General features: G+C 66.5%; 16 protein-coding genes. 10 read left to right on the forward strand and 6 right to left on the reverse strand.

Going from position 1 to position 15,663, the window contains the following annotated elements; translation table 11 throughout:
• The gene (locus tag KF759_RS05020; protein WP_291223313.1) at positions 1-714 is read right to left on the reverse strand and encodes a response regulator transcription factor; all 714 of its coding nucleotides are present in this window, start codon (positions 712-714) and stop codon (positions 1-3) included.
• Between the two features lie 32 nt (positions 715-746).
• Entirely contained in the window at positions 747-983 is a 237-nt protein-coding gene (locus tag KF759_RS05025) for a PepSY domain-containing protein (protein ID WP_291223314.1), read from the reverse strand.
• A 199-nt stretch (positions 984-1,182) separates the two neighbouring features.
• Between KF759_RS05025 and lpdA the strand changes: the two genes are divergently transcribed.
• Positions 1,183-2,961 (forward strand): dihydrolipoyl dehydrogenase, encoded by a 1,779-nt coding sequence (gene lpdA / locus KF759_RS05030; RefSeq protein ID WP_291223315.1) that lies wholly within the window; start codon positions 1,183-1,185, stop codon positions 2,959-2,961.
• Between the two features lie 49 nt (positions 2,962-3,010).
• On the opposite strand, the gene KF759_RS05035 is transcribed toward lpdA, so the two are convergent.
• Positions 3,011-3,514, reverse strand: coding sequence for a DUF4920 domain-containing protein (locus KF759_RS05035; RefSeq protein WP_291223316.1), 504 nt, complete (start codon positions 3,512-3,514; stop codon positions 3,011-3,013).
• Positions 3,515-3,667: 153 nt separating this feature from the next.
• Between KF759_RS05035 and KF759_RS05040 the strand changes: the two genes are divergently transcribed.
• From KF759_RS05040 to KF759_RS05055, 4 genes are all read left to right on the forward strand, one after another.
• A complete protein-coding gene (locus KF759_RS05040; protein WP_291223317.1) occupies positions 3,668-4,225 on the forward strand; it encodes a hypothetical protein in 558 nt (185 codons plus the stop codon).
• A 2-nt stretch (positions 4,226-4,227) separates the two neighbouring features.
• Positions 4,228-5,091, forward strand: a complete 864-nt coding sequence (locus KF759_RS05045; RefSeq protein ID WP_291223318.1) for an NAD-dependent epimerase/dehydratase family protein — start codon at positions 4,228-4,230, stop codon at positions 5,089-5,091.
• Positions 5,092-5,166: 75 nt separating this feature from the next.
• A complete protein-coding gene (locus KF759_RS05050) occupies positions 5,167-5,934 on the forward strand; it encodes a DUF2884 family protein (RefSeq protein ID WP_291223319.1) in 768 nt (255 codons plus the stop codon).
• Positions 5,935-6,105: 171 nt separating this feature from the next.
• Positions 6,106-8,310 carry an Ig-like domain-containing protein gene (locus KF759_RS05055; protein ID WP_291223320.1) on the forward strand — a complete coding sequence of 735 codons (2,205 nt, stop codon included), beginning with the start codon at positions 6,106-6,108 and terminating at the stop codon, positions 8,308-8,310.
• 108 nt (positions 8,311-8,418) lie between these two features.
• On the opposite strand, the gene KF759_RS05060 is transcribed toward KF759_RS05055, so the two are convergent.
• Positions 8,419-9,315 carry a phosphoribosylaminoimidazolesuccinocarboxamide synthase gene (locus KF759_RS05060; RefSeq protein ID WP_291223321.1) on the reverse strand — a complete coding sequence of 299 codons (897 nt, stop codon included), beginning with the start codon at positions 9,313-9,315 and terminating at the stop codon, positions 8,419-8,421.
• A gap of 192 nt (positions 9,316-9,507) precedes the next feature.
• Between KF759_RS05060 and djlA the strand changes: the two genes are divergently transcribed.
• Together djlA and rpe are read left to right on the forward strand one after the other, a co-directional pair.
• Positions 9,508-10,323: a co-chaperone DjlA gene (gene djlA / locus KF759_RS05065; protein ID WP_291223322.1), complete on the forward strand. Its 816-nt coding sequence runs from the start codon at positions 9,508-9,510 to the stop codon at positions 10,321-10,323.
• A 44-nt stretch (positions 10,324-10,367) separates the two neighbouring features.
• Entirely contained in the window at positions 10,368-11,045 is a 678-nt protein-coding gene (gene rpe / locus KF759_RS05070; RefSeq protein ID WP_291223323.1) for a ribulose-phosphate 3-epimerase, read from the forward strand.
• Positions 11,046-11,138: 93 nt separating this feature from the next.
• Here the strand turns inward: rpe and KF759_RS05075 are convergent, their stop codons facing one another.
• Both KF759_RS05075 and KF759_RS05080 read right to left on the reverse strand, forming a co-directional pair.
• Positions 11,139-11,315 (reverse strand): hypothetical protein, encoded by a 177-nt coding sequence (locus KF759_RS05075; RefSeq protein ID WP_291223324.1) that lies wholly within the window; start codon positions 11,313-11,315, stop codon positions 11,139-11,141.
• A gap of 79 nt (positions 11,316-11,394) precedes the next feature.
• The gene (locus KF759_RS05080; RefSeq protein WP_291223325.1) at positions 11,395-11,529 is read right to left on the reverse strand and encodes a hypothetical protein; all 135 of its coding nucleotides are present in this window, start codon (positions 11,527-11,529) and stop codon (positions 11,395-11,397) included.
• A 227-nt stretch (positions 11,530-11,756) separates the two neighbouring features.
• Here KF759_RS05080 and pdsR point away from each other — a divergent pair, with 227 nt between their 5' ends.
• The 3 genes from pdsR (at position 11,757) to KF759_RS05095 (ending at position 15,611) form a co-directional block, all read left to right on the forward strand.
• Entirely contained in the window at positions 11,757-12,452 is a 696-nt protein-coding gene (gene pdsR, locus KF759_RS05085; protein WP_291223326.1) for a proteobacterial dedicated sortase system response regulator, read from the forward strand.
• A 116-nt stretch (positions 12,453-12,568) separates the two neighbouring features.
• Positions 12,569-14,596, forward strand: a complete 2,028-nt coding sequence (locus tag KF759_RS05090; protein WP_291223327.1) for an ATP-binding protein — start codon at positions 12,569-12,571, stop codon at positions 14,594-14,596.
• Positions 14,589-15,611 (forward strand): sialidase family protein, encoded by a 1,023-nt coding sequence (locus KF759_RS05095; protein ID WP_291223328.1) that lies wholly within the window; start codon positions 14,589-14,591, stop codon positions 15,609-15,611. Before KF759_RS05090 ends, KF759_RS05095 begins: the two co-directional genes overlap by 8 nt.
• The last annotated feature ends 52 nt before the right edge of the window (positions 15,612-15,663 follow it).

The raw sequence follows: 15,663 nt of genomic DNA on the forward strand, positions 1-15,663 counted from the left end.
TCAGCCGGCGGCCACGTCGCCGCCGTCTTCGGCCATCGCGTTGCGCTCGAGCGCGAAGCGGTAGCCGCGTCCGCGCACGGTTTCGATCGGCTTGATCTCGTTGTCGGGATCGAGCTTGCGGCGCAGGCGGCCAATGAACACTTCGAGTACGTTGGAGTCGCGGTCGAAATCCTGCTGGTAGATGTGCTCGGTGAGGTCGGCCTTGGAGACCAGCTCGCCCGCATGCAGCATGAGATATTCGAGCACCTTGTATTCGTAACTGGTGAGATCGACGTTGCTGCCGTTGACGGCAACGGTCTGCGCGGTGGTGTCGAGCACCACCGGCCCGCATTCGAGCGTTGGCCGCGACCAGCCGCTGGCGCGCCGGACCAGGGCATTGATGCGGGCCAGCAGCTCCTCGATGTGGAACGGCTTGACCAGATAATCGTCGGCGCCGTTCTTGAGTCCCTGCACCTTGTCCTGCCAGGAGGTGCGCGCGGTGAGGATCAGGATCGGATAGCGCTGGCCCGATTCACGCAGCTGCTTGACCAGATCCATGCCCGAAAGCTTGGGCAGGCCAAGGTCGATGATGGCGACGTCGAACGGCACTTCACCCCCCAGGTACAGGCCTTCTTCGCCATCGCCGGCGGCATCGACCGCGAAACCGTCGCGCTTGAGGCGTGCGGCCAGGGTTTCGCGCAGGGGGGCTTCATCTTCAACCAGCAATACTCGCATGGACTGTCCTCATCGCGGCCGTGCGGCCGGTTTCACTGTTCGGCCGGGATCTGGACGATGCGCACCTGGCCGTCGGGCGTCAATATCTTGATGCGGTAGATCTTGCGCTTGCCCAACCTCAGGGTCTGGGCCGACAGCACCTTGCCATCGGTCTGCTGCTGGGCCTGGGTAATGGCTTCCTGCACGCTGATCTCGCGTGCGAGGGCCGAACCCGCGGACAGCATCGTCCACATGCCCACCAGAAATGCCAAACCCAAGCCACGCATCATGACCGGCCACACCCTCCGCGGTCGGCAGCAAGCCCGACGCCATCACGTGCAGTCTCGGCACGAGGCATTGAATTGCTGCTGAACCTTGCCGGGTGTTTCATGCGCCTTGGCCGATTGCACTTTGCGCCAGCGCGCGCGTTTGCGCAGAATGCCGGTTCGGCGATGCGTTGGGTCGCCCTTCGTGCAACAGGATCCAGGCATGGGCATGATCGAAATCAAGGTTCCCGATATCGGCAATTACAAGGGCATCCCGGTGATCGAGGTGATGGTCAAGGTCGGCGACGTGGTCGCCAAGGACCAGGGTCTGGTCACACTCGAGTCGGACAAGGCAACGATGGAGGTGCCGTCGAGCGTGGCGGGCACGATCCGCGAGCTGCGCGTCAAGGTCGGTGATGAGGTTGCCGAAGGCAACGTCATTGCCGTGGTCGAAGCTGCCGGTGCGGACGCCAAGGCAAAGCCTGCCGCGCCCGCGCCATCGGCTGCCGCCGCTCCGGCCCAATCCGCGCCTGCCACTGCCGCGCCCGCCACGCCGGTTCCCTCTGCTGCTGCAGCCAGCGGCCGCAAGGCCGATATCGAGTGCGACGTGGTCGTGCTCGGTTCGGGGCCTGGTGGCTATACCGCGGCGTTTCGCGCCGCCGACCTCGGCCAGAACACCGTGCTGATCGAGCGCTACGCCGCGCTGGGTGGTGTCTGCCTGAATGTCGGTTGCATTCCCTCCAAGGCACTGTTGCACGCCGCGCGCGTCATCGACGAGGCGATCCATGCCGCCGAAATCGGCATCGAGTTCGGCCGCCCGCGCTTCGACATCGACAAGCTGCGCAGCTACAAGGACAAGGTCGTTGCGCAGATGAACAGCGGCCTGGCCGGGATGGGCAAACAGCGCAAGGTCACCGTGCTGACCGGTACCGGCAGCTTCGTTTCGCCGCACGAGATCGAAGTCGACGGGTCCGACGGGCGCAAGCTCGTGCGTTTCCGCCACGCGATCATCGCCGCCGGCTCGCAGGCAGTGAAGCTGCCGGGGTTCCCGTGGGGCGACCCGCGCATGATGGATTCCACCGATGCGCTGCTGCTGCAGGACGTGCCGAAAAAACTGCTGGTGGTCGGCGGCGGCATCATCGGTCTGGAAATGGCTTCGGTCTACAGCGCACTCGGCAGCCAGGTCACCGTGGTCGAACTCATGGACCAGCTCATGCCCGGCGCCGATCCCGACCTCGTGCGTCCGCTGCAGCAGCGCCTGTCCAAGCGCTATGCCGGCATTCACCTCAATACCAAGGTGACCGCGATCGAGGCGCTCGAATCCGGTCTCAAGGCGAGTTTCGCGGGCGACAAGGCACCCGAACCGCAGACCTACGATCGTGTGCTGGTGGCGATCGGTCGCTCACCCAACGGCGCGAAGATCGGCGCCGACAAGGCCGGTGTCGCGGTGAGCGAGCGCGGCTTCATCGCGGTCGATCGGCAGATGCGCACCAACGTGCCGCACATCTTCGCGATCGGCGACGTCGTTGGCCAGCCGATGCTCGCGCACAAGGCCACGCATGAGGGCAAGGTCGCGGCCGAAGTCGCGGCAGGCGAGAAGAGCGAGTTCGTCGCGCGGGTGATTCCGTCGGTGGCCTACACCGATCCGGAAATCGCCTGGGTCGGCCTCACCGAAACCGAGGCGAAGAAGCAAGGCGTCAAATACGGCGTCGGCAAGTTCCCGCACGCGGCTTCGGGACGCGCGGTCGGCATCGGCCGCACCGAAGGCTTCACCAAGCTGCTGTTCGACGAAGCCAGTCATCGCGTGATCGGCGCCGGGATCGTCGCGCCCAATGCGGGCGATCTCATTGCCGAAGTGGCGCTGGCGATCGAGATGGGCTGCGAGGCGGCCGACATCGGCCTCACCATCCACCCGCATCCGACCCTGTCCGAGTCGGTCGGCATGGCGGCCGAGGTCTACGAAGGCTCGATCACCGATCTGTACGTGCCGAAAAAGAAGTGAGGCATCGCGCGCGGCGTGGCCGCGCGCTGGCCTTGCGCCGAAACGGTGCTCAGGGTGCGCTGCGGATCAGCACTGAATTCGCATCGATCTGCAGTTCGCTGGTGGCCGGTGCCTTGGCACCGTCCTTCTTGAGGTGCTCGATTTCCTTGGCCGAAAGCTCCTTTCGGCTGAGCGTGCCGTAGGCAATCGCGTCACCCTTGGCGTCCTTGGGAATGCTGAAGGCATGTTCGTGCATGTTCACGCGCACGAACTCGCCGTTTTCGGCCGTGAGCACCATCCAGCAGCCCATCTGCTGACAGACCTGTGTGATGCGACCGCTGAAGGCGCCGGACTTGCCGAGCAGGGGTTCCGGCTTGGCGACGACGGCATCGAGACTGACGGCTGCCGGCACGTCAGCGGGCAGTTTCGCGCCATAGACCGCGCCCTCGGCGGTGGTCTGCACGGGTGTGGCAGCCGCCGGCATCTTCTCGTGCTTGGGCGCCGCATGATCGGCGTGCTCATGGGCAAAGGCGGGTACGGCAAGCAGCAAGACAAGGCACAGGGCAAAGCGCATCGGAGGTCTCCGCAATCGGTGGAACGCCGATTATCGACCAAATGCGCTTCCAGTTCGGCGTGCGGCGACTGTGACGCTCTTGGCAAAATTGCGCGCAAGCGCGTGACCCGTGCGATGATTCGGACGGGGGGTGGATTAGGCTGGAGGGTGGCGATGCAGTGGCTTGGTTGGCTGGTGGCCTTGGTGGTGGCCTTGGTGGCGAGTTGGCTCGTGCATGCCTGGCGCGGCTCGCGCGCACGGGCCGATGCCTTGTTTTACGAGAAGATCGATCTGGAAAACGAGCTGGACACGCTGCATGCCGAGCGCGTCGCCAATCCGGTGACCGAGGCGCCATCCATGCCGGTGGCCGTGCCACCGCCGATGCCACCGGCGCCGGCGATCGACACCGCGCAAATCGGCGCCCAGCTCGACGAGCTCGCGGCGCAGCTCGAGGAATACCGCGAGCGCAATCGCGCCTACGACGCGGCGATCCAGCATTGCCTGCAGCCGGTCGAGATGCTCATTGGTGCCGACGAGCAGACACAGGCCGCCGCGCTCGGCCATATCGATGCCGCCCGCAAACCCTTGTTTGCCGCGCGCCAGGCCGTGCAGAAGGCCGCCCTGAGCCGCAACGCGCCAACGCTTGATGCCGTGCGCGCGAGTCTTGCGGTCGCCGCGCCGGCAGGGGCCGTGGTCGAGGAAGGCAAGCCCGAGGCAGACCCGGAAGTCTGAAGATGGCCTCTGGCCTGCTGTTTGGCGGCAGCGGGGCGATCGGCCAATTCCTGCTGCCGCGCCTGCAGGCGCAGGGCCTGCAACTGCATGCACTCAGCCGCAGGCCGCCGCGCAATGCCGGTCCGGCCGTGCACTGGATCGAAGGCAACCTCGATCACGGCTTTGCAGTGCCGGCTGCGCTCGAAGTCATCTACAGCTGTGGCCCGCTCGATGCCTTTGCGCGCTGGTATGCCTCGACGTCGACTGGCGCCGCGTGTGTGGTTGCGGTGAGTTCGATGAGCGCGCTCAGCAAGCAGCACTCCGAGGATGCCGCCGAACAGGCACTGGCAAGCCGCTTGCGCCAAGCCGAGCAAACCGTGTTCGCCGTGGCTGTGCAGCGCGGCGCAGCAGCGGTGATCCTGCGGCCGACCCTGATCTATGGCACGGGCCGTGATCGCTCGCTGACGCCGATCGTGCGTTTCGCGCGGCGTTGGCGCCTGTACCCGCGGCTGTTGGGCGCCAGCGGTCTGCGCCAACCGGTGCATGCCGACGATGTTGCTGCCGCCTGTGTCGCTGCCGCGGCTTGCCCGACCGCAGCCGGGCGCAGCTACGAACTGGGCGGCGCCGAGCAGCTCAGCTTTGCGGCGATGATCGAGCGCAGCTGTCGCTCGCTCGATGCGACGTGCCTGGCTGTGCCGGTTCCGCTGTCGCTGCTCGCCGGCTGTGCCCGCCTCGCCCGTGCCGTCGGGCTGGCCGCGCCGACACCGGCCCTGCTGGGCCGCCTGCGCGCTGATCTGCTCGCCGACAATCACGCCGCGATGGCCGAGCTGGGTTGGCAACCCCGCAGCTTCTCCCCCGAGGCTGCGCGATGGCTGGGCCACTCCTGAGCGGTTCAGCGGCGATTGCGGGGTGATTTCGGAGGCTGGCGCAGGTCGGCAGGTCGTAATGGGTCGGGAGTGGCGATGAAGTACGCAATCGTTGTTGGCCTCGCGGCGTGCCTGTTGCCGGGCTCAAGGCCCGCGGCCGCACACGGCCTCGAGGAATTGAACACGGTCTGCCGCGCCGGCAGCAGCTACGACCTCAGCCTCACGCCCGACGCGCTGGTGTTCGAACGGGCCGAGCCGGTGCCGCACCGGGTGTCGTGGCAGCGCGGCGAGCTGCGCGTCGACGGCGTGCGCGTTGCGCTCGATACCGAAGGTCGCGATCGCCTGGTGCTGTTCGATCAGGAGCTGCGCGCGCTGGTGCCGCGCGTGAAGGCCGTCGCCCTGCGTGGCGTCGATTTGCTGCAAGCGAGCGTGCGCAGCCAGTTCGATGAACTGGCGCCAGGCGCCGAGGCACGCACGCAGGTCCATCAACGTCTGGCGCAGGCGGCGACCGCGCTGCGTCAGCGCATCGAGCGCAGCACCAGCACGCGCGACTGGCAATCGGCTGCGTTCGAAGCCGAGATCGAGGGCGTCATCGACGATGTCGCCAAGGTGCTCGCGCAGGACACCGCCCAGCGCAGTGTGGCCGCTGCACTCGATGGGGATGTGCAGGGAGCGCTCGAGCTGCCGGCGCAGGCCGGCACGCTTGCTGCCCAGTTGCAGCCACGCATCGAGCGCACCTTGCAACACCTGCGGCCGCAGGTGCAGGCGCTGTGTCCTTCGTTGCAGCGCTTGGCCGAACTTCAGGACGGCGTGCGCGATGGTCATGGTCGAGCCCTTGGCCTGCTGCAGATCGAGGCGCCCTGAAACGCAGGCAGACGGCCCCGACGAGGCGCGTGGCGGCCAAACCATACGCCACCGCATTTCGCCGCAGTGCAGCGTTGCCAAGCCTCGATTGAAGCGCCTAAGATGCTGCGTTCTTGGGGTTTTTTCTTTCGCAGCCGGACGCACGCAGAGGGTATTTCCATGCAGGTTCGAATGATCGCAAGCGCGACCGCCGTCGCGCTGTCACTGGGGGTTTTCGCGGCCGGTCAGGCGCTGGCTTACGACTACACCGCGCCGGTTGCGCCGCATACCGTGGCCGGGTTCGATCCCGCCCACAGTGTGATTCCGTTCCCGAACAACCTGTTGTTCGCCGGGACTACGGATCTCACGCTCAATATCCCCTTCGACCCTGCCGCCGCCGATGCCGGGCCGAAGAAGGCAATGAACGCGCAGGATGGCTTCAGCACCACCGCGCCGTGGTCGATGAGCTTCTCGGCACCGATCAACCCCGCCTCGTTGGCCGGCAACGTGCACCTGTACGAGGTCACGCTCAGCGGTCCCGCGGGCGCGGTCACCGGCATCGTGCGGGAACTCGCCTCGCCTGCGGAATTCGTCGCCGTGCTGGCCCCGTCCGACAGCACGGGCAAGACGCTCGCGATCGTGCCGACCAAGGCGCTCAAGCAGCGCACCTCGTACATGGCCGTGGTCACCAACGGCGTCAAGGACGCCGCGGGCGGCAACGTGCGCGGCTCGTTCACTTATCTGCTCGCCACCGGCAAGCGTCCGCTGTGCTCAGGCGGGCAGTCGACCGTCGCCTTCCTGCCCGCCGCGACCGCCTGCCAGCTCGAACCGCTGCGCCAGCTGGTCAATGCGCAGGAAGCCGCGGCACAGGGCGCCGGGATCGCTGCCGGTTCGATCGCGATGTCGTGGACCGCGACCACGCAGTCGATCACGCCCACGCTGCAGGCACTGAGCGCGAAAATCCGCGCGACGCCGCCGACCGCGGCGTTCGCCTCGCCCACCGGCATGACCCTGGGCAGCCTGGGCATGGGCCTGCCGCCGATCGCCGACATCTACGTCGGCAGCCTCGAGCTGCCCTATTACCTCACCGCGCCGAGTGCGACCAACCCGACGCTGCCGTTGACCACCAACTGGAATGCCGCGCCGGGTGCCTACATCCCGCAATGCGCGAACTTCGGGCTGGATCCGACCTCAACCAACCTCACTGCCTGCAATCCGATGCCGGTGGCGACCTCGACGCAGAAGGTGCCGCTGCTCCTGACCCTGCCCAATGCCGCCTCGGGCAAGACCAAGCCGGCTGCGGGCTGGCCGCTGGTGATCTTCCAGCACGGCATCACGCGCAATCGCACCGACATGTTCGCGATTGCCGGTACGCTCGCCGCACAGGGCTTCGCGGTGGTCGCGATCGACCTGCCGCTGCATGGCCTCACCGACGCCAGCAACCCGTTCTATGTCAGCCCGGGCTCACCGCTGGGTCAGGCCGGCGTGGTCGAACGCACCTTCAATCTCGACCTGCAGAACGTCGGCACCGGCGCGCAGGGTCCGGACGGCGCAATCGATCCATCGGGCACCTACTTCATCAACCTCAAGAGCCTGCTCACCTCGCGCGACAATCTGCGGCAAGGCGTGGTCGACGACATGCAGCTCGCGCGTTCCGCGGTGAGCCTGCCCAATGTCGATGCCAGCCAGACGCGTTTCGTCGGCCAGTCGCTGGGCTCGATCACCGGCACGATGGTGATGGCGGTGGATCCAACCATCAAGGCCGCCGTGCTCAACGTGCCCGGCGGTGGCATCGTGCGGTTGCTCGATGGCTCGCCGACCTTCGGTCCGGTGATCCGCTTCGGTCTGGCGGCTGCGGGCCTCACGCCCGGCACGCCCGCCTATGACTCGTTCATGCTCGCTGCGCAAACCTCGATCGATTCGGGCGATCCGATCAACTACGCCGGCAATGGCACCCTGGTCGATCCAGCCGTGCGCAGCAACGAGTCGTTCAAGAACATCCTCGTCAACGAAGTGGTTGGTGGCGCAAGCCTCCCGGGCGGTGATGCGGCTGCGCCCGACCAGGTGATCCCGAACGTGGTGCCGGGTGCGCCACTGTCGGGCACCGAGCCCTTGATCGCCGCGCTCGGGCTGCATGCGGTCGATCGTTCGGTGGTGCTCAGTGGCGGCGGCTTCCAGCTGGTCACGCGCTTCCTGCAAGGGACCCACGGCTCGCTGCTCGATCCGACCGCGTTCCCGTATGCGACCGCCGAGATGCAGGGTGAAATGGCGAGCTTCGTCGCCTACAACGGCTTTGCGCTGTTCGTCACCAACTCGAGCATCCTCAAGCCGGTACCGAGCTCGGCACCTGCCGCCCAAGCCGCGGCCGACCACCATGAGGCGCCGGACGACTTGTAATCGGATCCTTCGCCGATTCGATGCCAACGCAAACGCGCCCTTCGGGGCGCGTTTCGTTTTGCAACAAGATCGCGTGCGGGCCAAGCCCGGGATGCAACGCGGCGATGTTCAGTCGAGCGTGATTCCGGCAAGCCGTTGCAGGGCCTGCGCATATTTGGCCGCGGTCGCGGCAATGACCTGCGCGGGAACGTGCGGGCCGGGCGCGGTCTTGTTCCAGTCGAGCGTTTCCAGATAGTCACGCACGAACTGCTTGTCGTAACTGGGCGGGCTGATGCCGACGCGGTATTCGTCGGCCGGCCAGAAGCGCGAGGAATCGGGCGTGAGCATTTCGTCCATCACGTAGAGCTTGCCCGCGGCGTCGGTACCGAACTCGAACTTGGTGTCGGCGATGAGGATGCCGCGCTGCGCAGCGTGCGCGGCAGCAAAGCGATAGATCGCCAGCGTCGCCTCACGCACCTGTTCGGCCAAGTCCGCCCCGATCGTTGCCACCAGCGCATCGAAGCTCACGTTTTCATCGTGCGAACCCAGGGCGGCCTTGGTCGAGGGCGTGAAGATCGCTTGCGGCAATTGCTCGGCCTGGCGCAATCCCGCGGGCAGACGGATGCCGCAGACCTGCCCGCTCGACTGATAGTCCTTCCAGCCCGAACCGATCAGGTAGCCGCGCGCGATCGCTTCGACCGGCAGCGCCTTGAGGCGCTTGGCCACCACGCTGCGCCGGGCATACAGCCTTGCATCGACGCCGGCAGGCAACACCGCTTCGACGCTGCGGCCGGTCAGATGGTTGGGCATCAGATGCGCGGTCTTGGCAAACCAGAAATTGGAGATCTGGCAGAGCATTTCGCCCTTGCCCGGGATCGGGTCGGGCAACACCACGTCGAACGCCGAGAGCCGATCACTCGCGACAATCAACAGCTCATCGGCCGATACCGCGTAGACATCGCGCACCTTGCCGCGGTGAAGCAGTTGCAGGCCAGGCAGATCGGATTGCACGAGGACGGTCGGCACGCTGGATCTTCCGCGGCTGGAAAACGGTCATTGTAGCCAGCGTGACGCTGTTTCGCGTTGCCTTTGGCCGGCATCGAGTCCTTGCATCGACTTGCTAGAATCGCGGTTTTCCGCCCTGCCGGTCCGCATGATCCACACCGCTGCCCAATGCGCCCGCTGCCTGTGCCGACCCTTGTGCGGAGTGCCGCCCCGATGAACATCGTCGGCAAGATCGTTGGCGGCCTCGCCGGCCTGATCCTGTTCCACAATCCAATTGGCCTGATCGTGGGTGTCATCCTCGGTCATTTCTACGACAGCACCTTCGGCAGGTCGTCCCAGCCGCCATTGGGCAATGCTTTCGTCGAACCACTGTTCGCGCTGGCCGGTGCGCTGTCCAAATCCGATGGCCGGGTGTCCGAAGCCGAGATCGCCGCCGCCGAGGCCCTCATGGGCCGGCTCAATCTCGATGAGACGCAGCAGGCGCAGGCGCGTCGGCGCTTCAACGAAGGCAAGCAGGCCGATTTCAACATCGCGCGCACGCTGGCCGAGCTCAAGAGCTGGTGCCGCGGTCGCCGTGACCACGCCTTCATCGTGCTCGACCTGCTGCTCGACCTCGTCTATTCCGAGGGTCTGCTGGTCGAACCCAAGCTCGCCCTGGTTCGGCGACTGTGTCTGTCGCTGGGCGTGAGCGAGCCCGAGCTCGTGGCGCTGTCGGCGATGAAAGGCTACGGCCCGGCATGGCACCAAGCCCAGCATGCGCGCCAAGGGGGACAGCGCCAGCGCTACGATTGGGAGCAAGCGGCGCCGCCACCGCGGCGGCCCTCCGAAGTCGACCCCTATGCGGTGCTGGGGGTTACCCGCGCGTCGAGTGACAGCGAAATCAAGCGTGCTTACCGCCGTCTCATGAGCCAGCACCACCCCGACAAACTCGGTGGCGTGCCGGACGAAGTCAAACGCCGCTCCGAGGAACGCTCGCGCGAGATCAACGCCGCCTACGACCACATCAAGGGCGAGCGCGGTACTTTTTGAAACCGGCATGGGCGCAGCTGCCCAGTCGCCACCCGGGAACCGACATGGCCAAGCAGAACCCGATCATCGCCCCCTCGATTCTTTCCGCCGATTTCGCCCGCCTGGGCGCCGAAGTCGACGCGGTGGTCGCCGCCGGTGCGCAGTGGATCCATTTCGACGTGATGGACAACCATTACGTGCCCAATCTCACCATTGGCCCGCTGGTGTGCGAAGCGCTGCGCAAGCACGGCGTGAAAGCGCCGATCGACGTGCACCTGATGGTCAAGCCGGTCGACCGCATCGTGCCCGACTTTGCCAAGGCCGGCGCGAGTCTGATCAGCTTCCATCCCGAAGCCAGCGAGCATGTCGATCGAACCATTGCCCTGATCAAGGACGCCGGCTGCCAGGCCGGCCTGGTGTTCAATCCGGCCACGCCGCTCAATTGGCTCGATCATGTACTCGACAAGCTCGACCTCGTGCTCATCATGTCGGTCAATCCGGGCTTCGGCGGGCAGCGTTTCATTCCGGGCGCGCTCGACAAGCTGCGCGAGGTGCGGCGCCGCATCGACGCCAGTGGCCGCGCGATTCGTCTGGAAATCGATGGCGGCGTCAAGGTCGACAACATCGCGCAGATTGCCGCCGCGGGCGCCGACACCTTCGTTGCCGGCTCGGCGGTGTTCGGCGCCGACGATTACGCCGCGGTCATCCAGCACATGCAGGCGGCGATCGCCAGCGCGGCTTGATCCATTCATTACGAAAAAAGAACCGCGCCGGATGTTGGAGGGAGGAAGGGGCTCGCTCCGGCGCGGGTGACGCAAGCGTTGTCCGCTGCGGGTTCAGATCACCAGCCAGGACGGATCGACTTCGTCGATGCTCGCGGCGTGTGTCGGTGATTCGAGCGCAAAGGCCAGACAATTCGGAGCGACCATCGCTTCGGCACCCAGCCAGAAGTCCTGATCGAAATCGAAGGATTCGCTGACCGTCGCGCAATGATCGTGATGACGCAGTTTCATGTTGGTCTCCAATGGGGGGCGCAAGCAGACGGATTGGGTTGTCGGGTCTGGCGCGGGCACGTCGCCCGCGTCGCGGCGGCTACCAATGCAGCGCGGCGACGAAACCGAGCAGGAGCGAGCCGAGCGCGAAAAGGATGCGCAGGCGTTCGCGTGCATGCAGTTCGGCATCGGGATCGGGACGCTCGCGTTCGGCCGTGGACTGAATCTGTTTCATGCCGGCAACTCCGGTGGAATGATGATCGGGGCGCCATCCCTGGCTCGGGTGTGGACTGCATGCCCTTGGATCGGGTCGATTTCATTCCACCGCGCGCGCCGGCCCGGAGCCGGCCCGCATCGGGCGTGGATGCTGACCAGTTGTGGCAATTTGCTGATCCCGCTCGCGCCGCCATTGCGCGCCCGCGCGCGCCGCGTAAGCTGGCAGTGCATCCACGGAGTCAGCCCATGCCGCGCCACATCGCCATCGTCGAAGACGAGCCCCTGATCCGCGCCAACTACGTCGAGGCCTTGGCGCGCCTGGGTTTCGAAGTGCGCGGCCATGCCTCGCGCCCTGCTGCCCAGGCCGCCTTTGCCCAGCGCTTGCCTGACCTCGTGATCATTGACGTGGGACTCGGCGACGAGCCGGAAGGCGGTTTCGAGCTGTGTCGCACGCTGCGTGCGCAAGCGCCGACCTTGCCGATCCTCTTCCTCACCGCGCGCGATTCGGATTTCGACGTGATTTCCGGCCTGCGTCTGGGCGCCGATGACTATCTCGCCAAGGATGTGTCACTGCATCAGCTCGCCGCGCGCATCAATGCACTGCTGCGACGCATGGATGCGCTGCGCCAACCGGCTCTGGCTGACAGCATCATCAGCCAGGGGCCGCTCAAGCTCGAAGCCGAACGCATGCGCGTGACCTGGAACGACATCGACGTACCGCTCACCGTGACCGAATTCTGGATGGTGCACACCCTGGTGCGCTTTCCCGGCCATGTGAAGAGCCGCGACCAGCTCATGCGCGATGCCCAGGTGGTGGTCGATGACGCCACCATCACCTCGCACATCAAGCGCATCCGCAAGAAATTCCTCGCCATCGATCCCGCCTTCGATGCGATCGATACCGTGCACGGCGCCGGCTATCGCTGGAGCAGTCGCGGATGACGGGGCCTTTGGCGAGCGCCCAGCTGCAGGTTTTGCCTCCTCCATTGCATATTGGGAACACGATGGGGGGCACGTCCCTTCGCTTCCTGCCTGCGCTGCCGGCCTGATCCCGACCGATGTCCCTGCGCCTCAAACTCCTGCTCGCCGCGATGTGCACGCTCGCGTTGCCGTGGGCCGGCTGGCAATTCGTCGGCCAGACCGAGCGTCTGCTGCGCGAAGGCCAGGAGCAGGCCTGGCTGGTGTCGACCTCGATGTTCGCCAAGGCCCTGCTCGCGCGCTCGATCGATCTGCCCGCCGGCGGCGTGCTCTACGCCCAGCGCGCGCGCGAAGCGATCAGCGTCGATGGCTACGCCGACGATTGGAGCGCGCTGCGGCCCTACCTGCAGGCTCTGGGTCCGGCAAGTGACGCACGGAAACTGCAGGTGGCGCTGGCTCGCCGTGACGGCGACCTGTATCTGCTGGCGCAAGTGCGCGACGCCACGCGCGCCCGTTTCGATCCGGCCGATCCGCGCAGCGTCAGTGGCGACCATGTCCATCTCGTGCTCGAGCGTGGCGGGCAGAGCCGCCGCTATCGCCTGGTCGGCGCCGCGCCGGGAAGCTTCCTCGCCCCGGGAGAAGGCGATGCGCCCGATCTGCCCGCGACCCTTGCCGGCGCCATGCAGGAAGATGGCTCGGGCTATCGCATCGAAGTGCGCATCGCCGCGGCGCAGCTGCCCGAGCGCCTTGGCATCGCCGTTGTTGATTCCGCGCAGGCACACGCGGATCCGGTCGAGCTGCGCACCCTCGTCGCTTACGACGAAGCGCTCGCTCGCCGTCTGCAGGCGATGTTGCCGTCGCAGGCTCGTGCGCGTGTGGTCAGCACCGATGGCTGGGTGATTGCCGATGCCGGCAGCCTGGTCGGCAGCGGCGTCGATCCACAACCGGGTTGGCTGTCGGCTTGGCTGTATCGCCACTTCATCGCGCCCGCGTTTTCCGGCTCAGGCCAGCTCGACGGCAACCGGCCGCGGCTCGATGCGAGTGAGATCTGGCAGGCCCTGTCCGGGGTGCCCGCATTGAGCTGGCGCGCGGCCGGAGACAATGGCGCCACCCTGCTCGCAGCGAGCGTGCCGCTGCAGATCGATGGCTCGCTGCGCGGCGCCCTGCTGCTCGAACAAGCCAATCGCACCCTGCCTTTGCTCGCCGATCGTGCCATGTCGGGACTGATCTCGGCGACCTTCATCGCGCTGGCGATCGCCGTGGCGATCCTGTTCCTGTTCGGCGCCTTGCTGTCCTGGCGCATCCGCCGCCTGCGCAATGCCGCCGAGCAGGCCACTCGCAATTCCGGCCAGCTGCATGGTCCCTTGCCGCTGGTGCGTTCGCGCGATGAGCTGGGTGATCTCGCGCGCAGTTTCGGCAAGCTGCTCGACGAGGTCGGCGCCTACACCGACTACCTGCGCACGCTCGCCTCCAAGCTTTCGCACGAGCTCAACACGCCGCTGGCGATCGTCAAATCCTCACTCGACAATCTCGAGCACCAGGGCCTGCCCGCCGACGCGCGGCCGTATCTCGTGCGCGCCCGCGACGGCGCCGACCGTCTCGGCACCATCGTGCGCGCGATGAGCGAGGCCAGCCGCGTCGAACGTGCCATCGCAGCGGCCGAAGCCGAGGACTTCGACCTGCGCGCGCTGGTGGCCGGCTGTGCCGAGGGTTATCGCGCACTGGCCGCACCGCGTGACCTGCGTTTGAACCTGCCTGCCGCGCCGCTGCCGATGCATGGCGCGCCCGAGCTCATCGCACAAGCGCTCGACAAACTGTTCGACAACGCCTGTTCGTTCACGCCTGCCGAGGGCTGGATCGCCTTGAGCCTCGAAGCCCTTGGCGACGATGCAGCACGCATCCGCCTGGCCAATTCCGGCCCCTTGCTGCCGCAAGCGATGCAGGAGCGCCTGTTTGACTCGCTGGTCTCGGTACGCGAACGCCGCGCGCCACGCGTCGGCCTTGCGCCGCATCTGGGCCTTGGGCTGTATGTCGTACGACTGGTCGCGCAGTTGCACCAGGGCCGCGCCGCGGCCGCCAATCTCGCCGATGGCAGCGGCGTCGAATTCCAGATGACCCTGTCGGCGATGCCACGCCGACGCTTGAGCGAGGGAAGTTCCGATGCGTGAACCCTGGATCATCGCCGTCCTGCTTGCCGCCGCCGCGCCCGCGGCAGCGGTGGAGAACCTCACCAGTGGTCCGGCGATCGACTATCAACCCGCCGTGATTCGTTCCAGCGACGATGGCGCCCGCGTCGTGGTGTTCGAACGGCTCGATCCATCGACGTTTTCCGGCGATCTGTGGCTGACCCGCTCAAGCGATGACGGCGCGACGTGGAGCACACCGACCGCGATCATCGCCAGCGGCGCCAACGAGCGCCATCCGGCGCTGGTGCAGAACGGACCGGCTGACTACGCGTTGTTCTACCTCAAGGGCGTCGGCAGCAGCTATCGGCTGTGGCGCGCGACCAGCACCGACGGGATCAGTTTCAGCGAACAGGCACAGCTTGACCTTGGCTGGGCGCAAAGCGGCGAGATCAACCCGCACGTGATCCGCCACGCCGACGGCACCCTCACGATGAGCTACCAGCGCCTGTCCGGCGGCAGCTACCTCGCGCAGTCGAGCGACGGCGGCGCGAGCTGGGATATGCAAAAGACGCTGATCGCAGCGGGCAGCCAGTTGCCGCGCATTGCCTATCGCGAGAGTGACGGCCTGTACCTGGCCAGCTATCAAGTCGGCAGCAGCGCGCTCAAACTGTACGTCAAGACCAGCCCCGACCTGCGTGACTGGAGCGCCGCCGCGCAGGATTTCGCGATCACCGGCAACAATCATGATTCCCTGCCCGTGGTGATGCCCGATGGCGCGTTCGCACTGTTCTGGATCCGCCAGAACGGCAATGGCTTCGATCTCGCCGTACGCCGATCGGTCGATGCCGTGAACTGGGAACCGGCGCTCGCGATCACCACCACCCCCAACGAGGACGACGTCGAACCGCATCCGCTGGTCGGCAGCTCGGCCACCCATGTCGAGCTCTACTGGGGCCGCGACCTGCCCGCCGGCAGCATGCAGCACGACATCGTGCGCGAACCCGCGCTGCGCATCATCGCCGACCAGATCTTCGAGGACGCTTTCGAAGGCGGCTGACCACGCTGCGCGATGCACGCCCGTCGTCGTCCCGTTGCGGCCGCATCGCGTC

It is taken from the genome of Dokdonella sp. (assembly GCF_019634815.1).
Taxonomy (GTDB): domain Bacteria; phylum Pseudomonadota; class Gammaproteobacteria; order Xanthomonadales; family Rhodanobacteraceae; genus Dokdonella_A.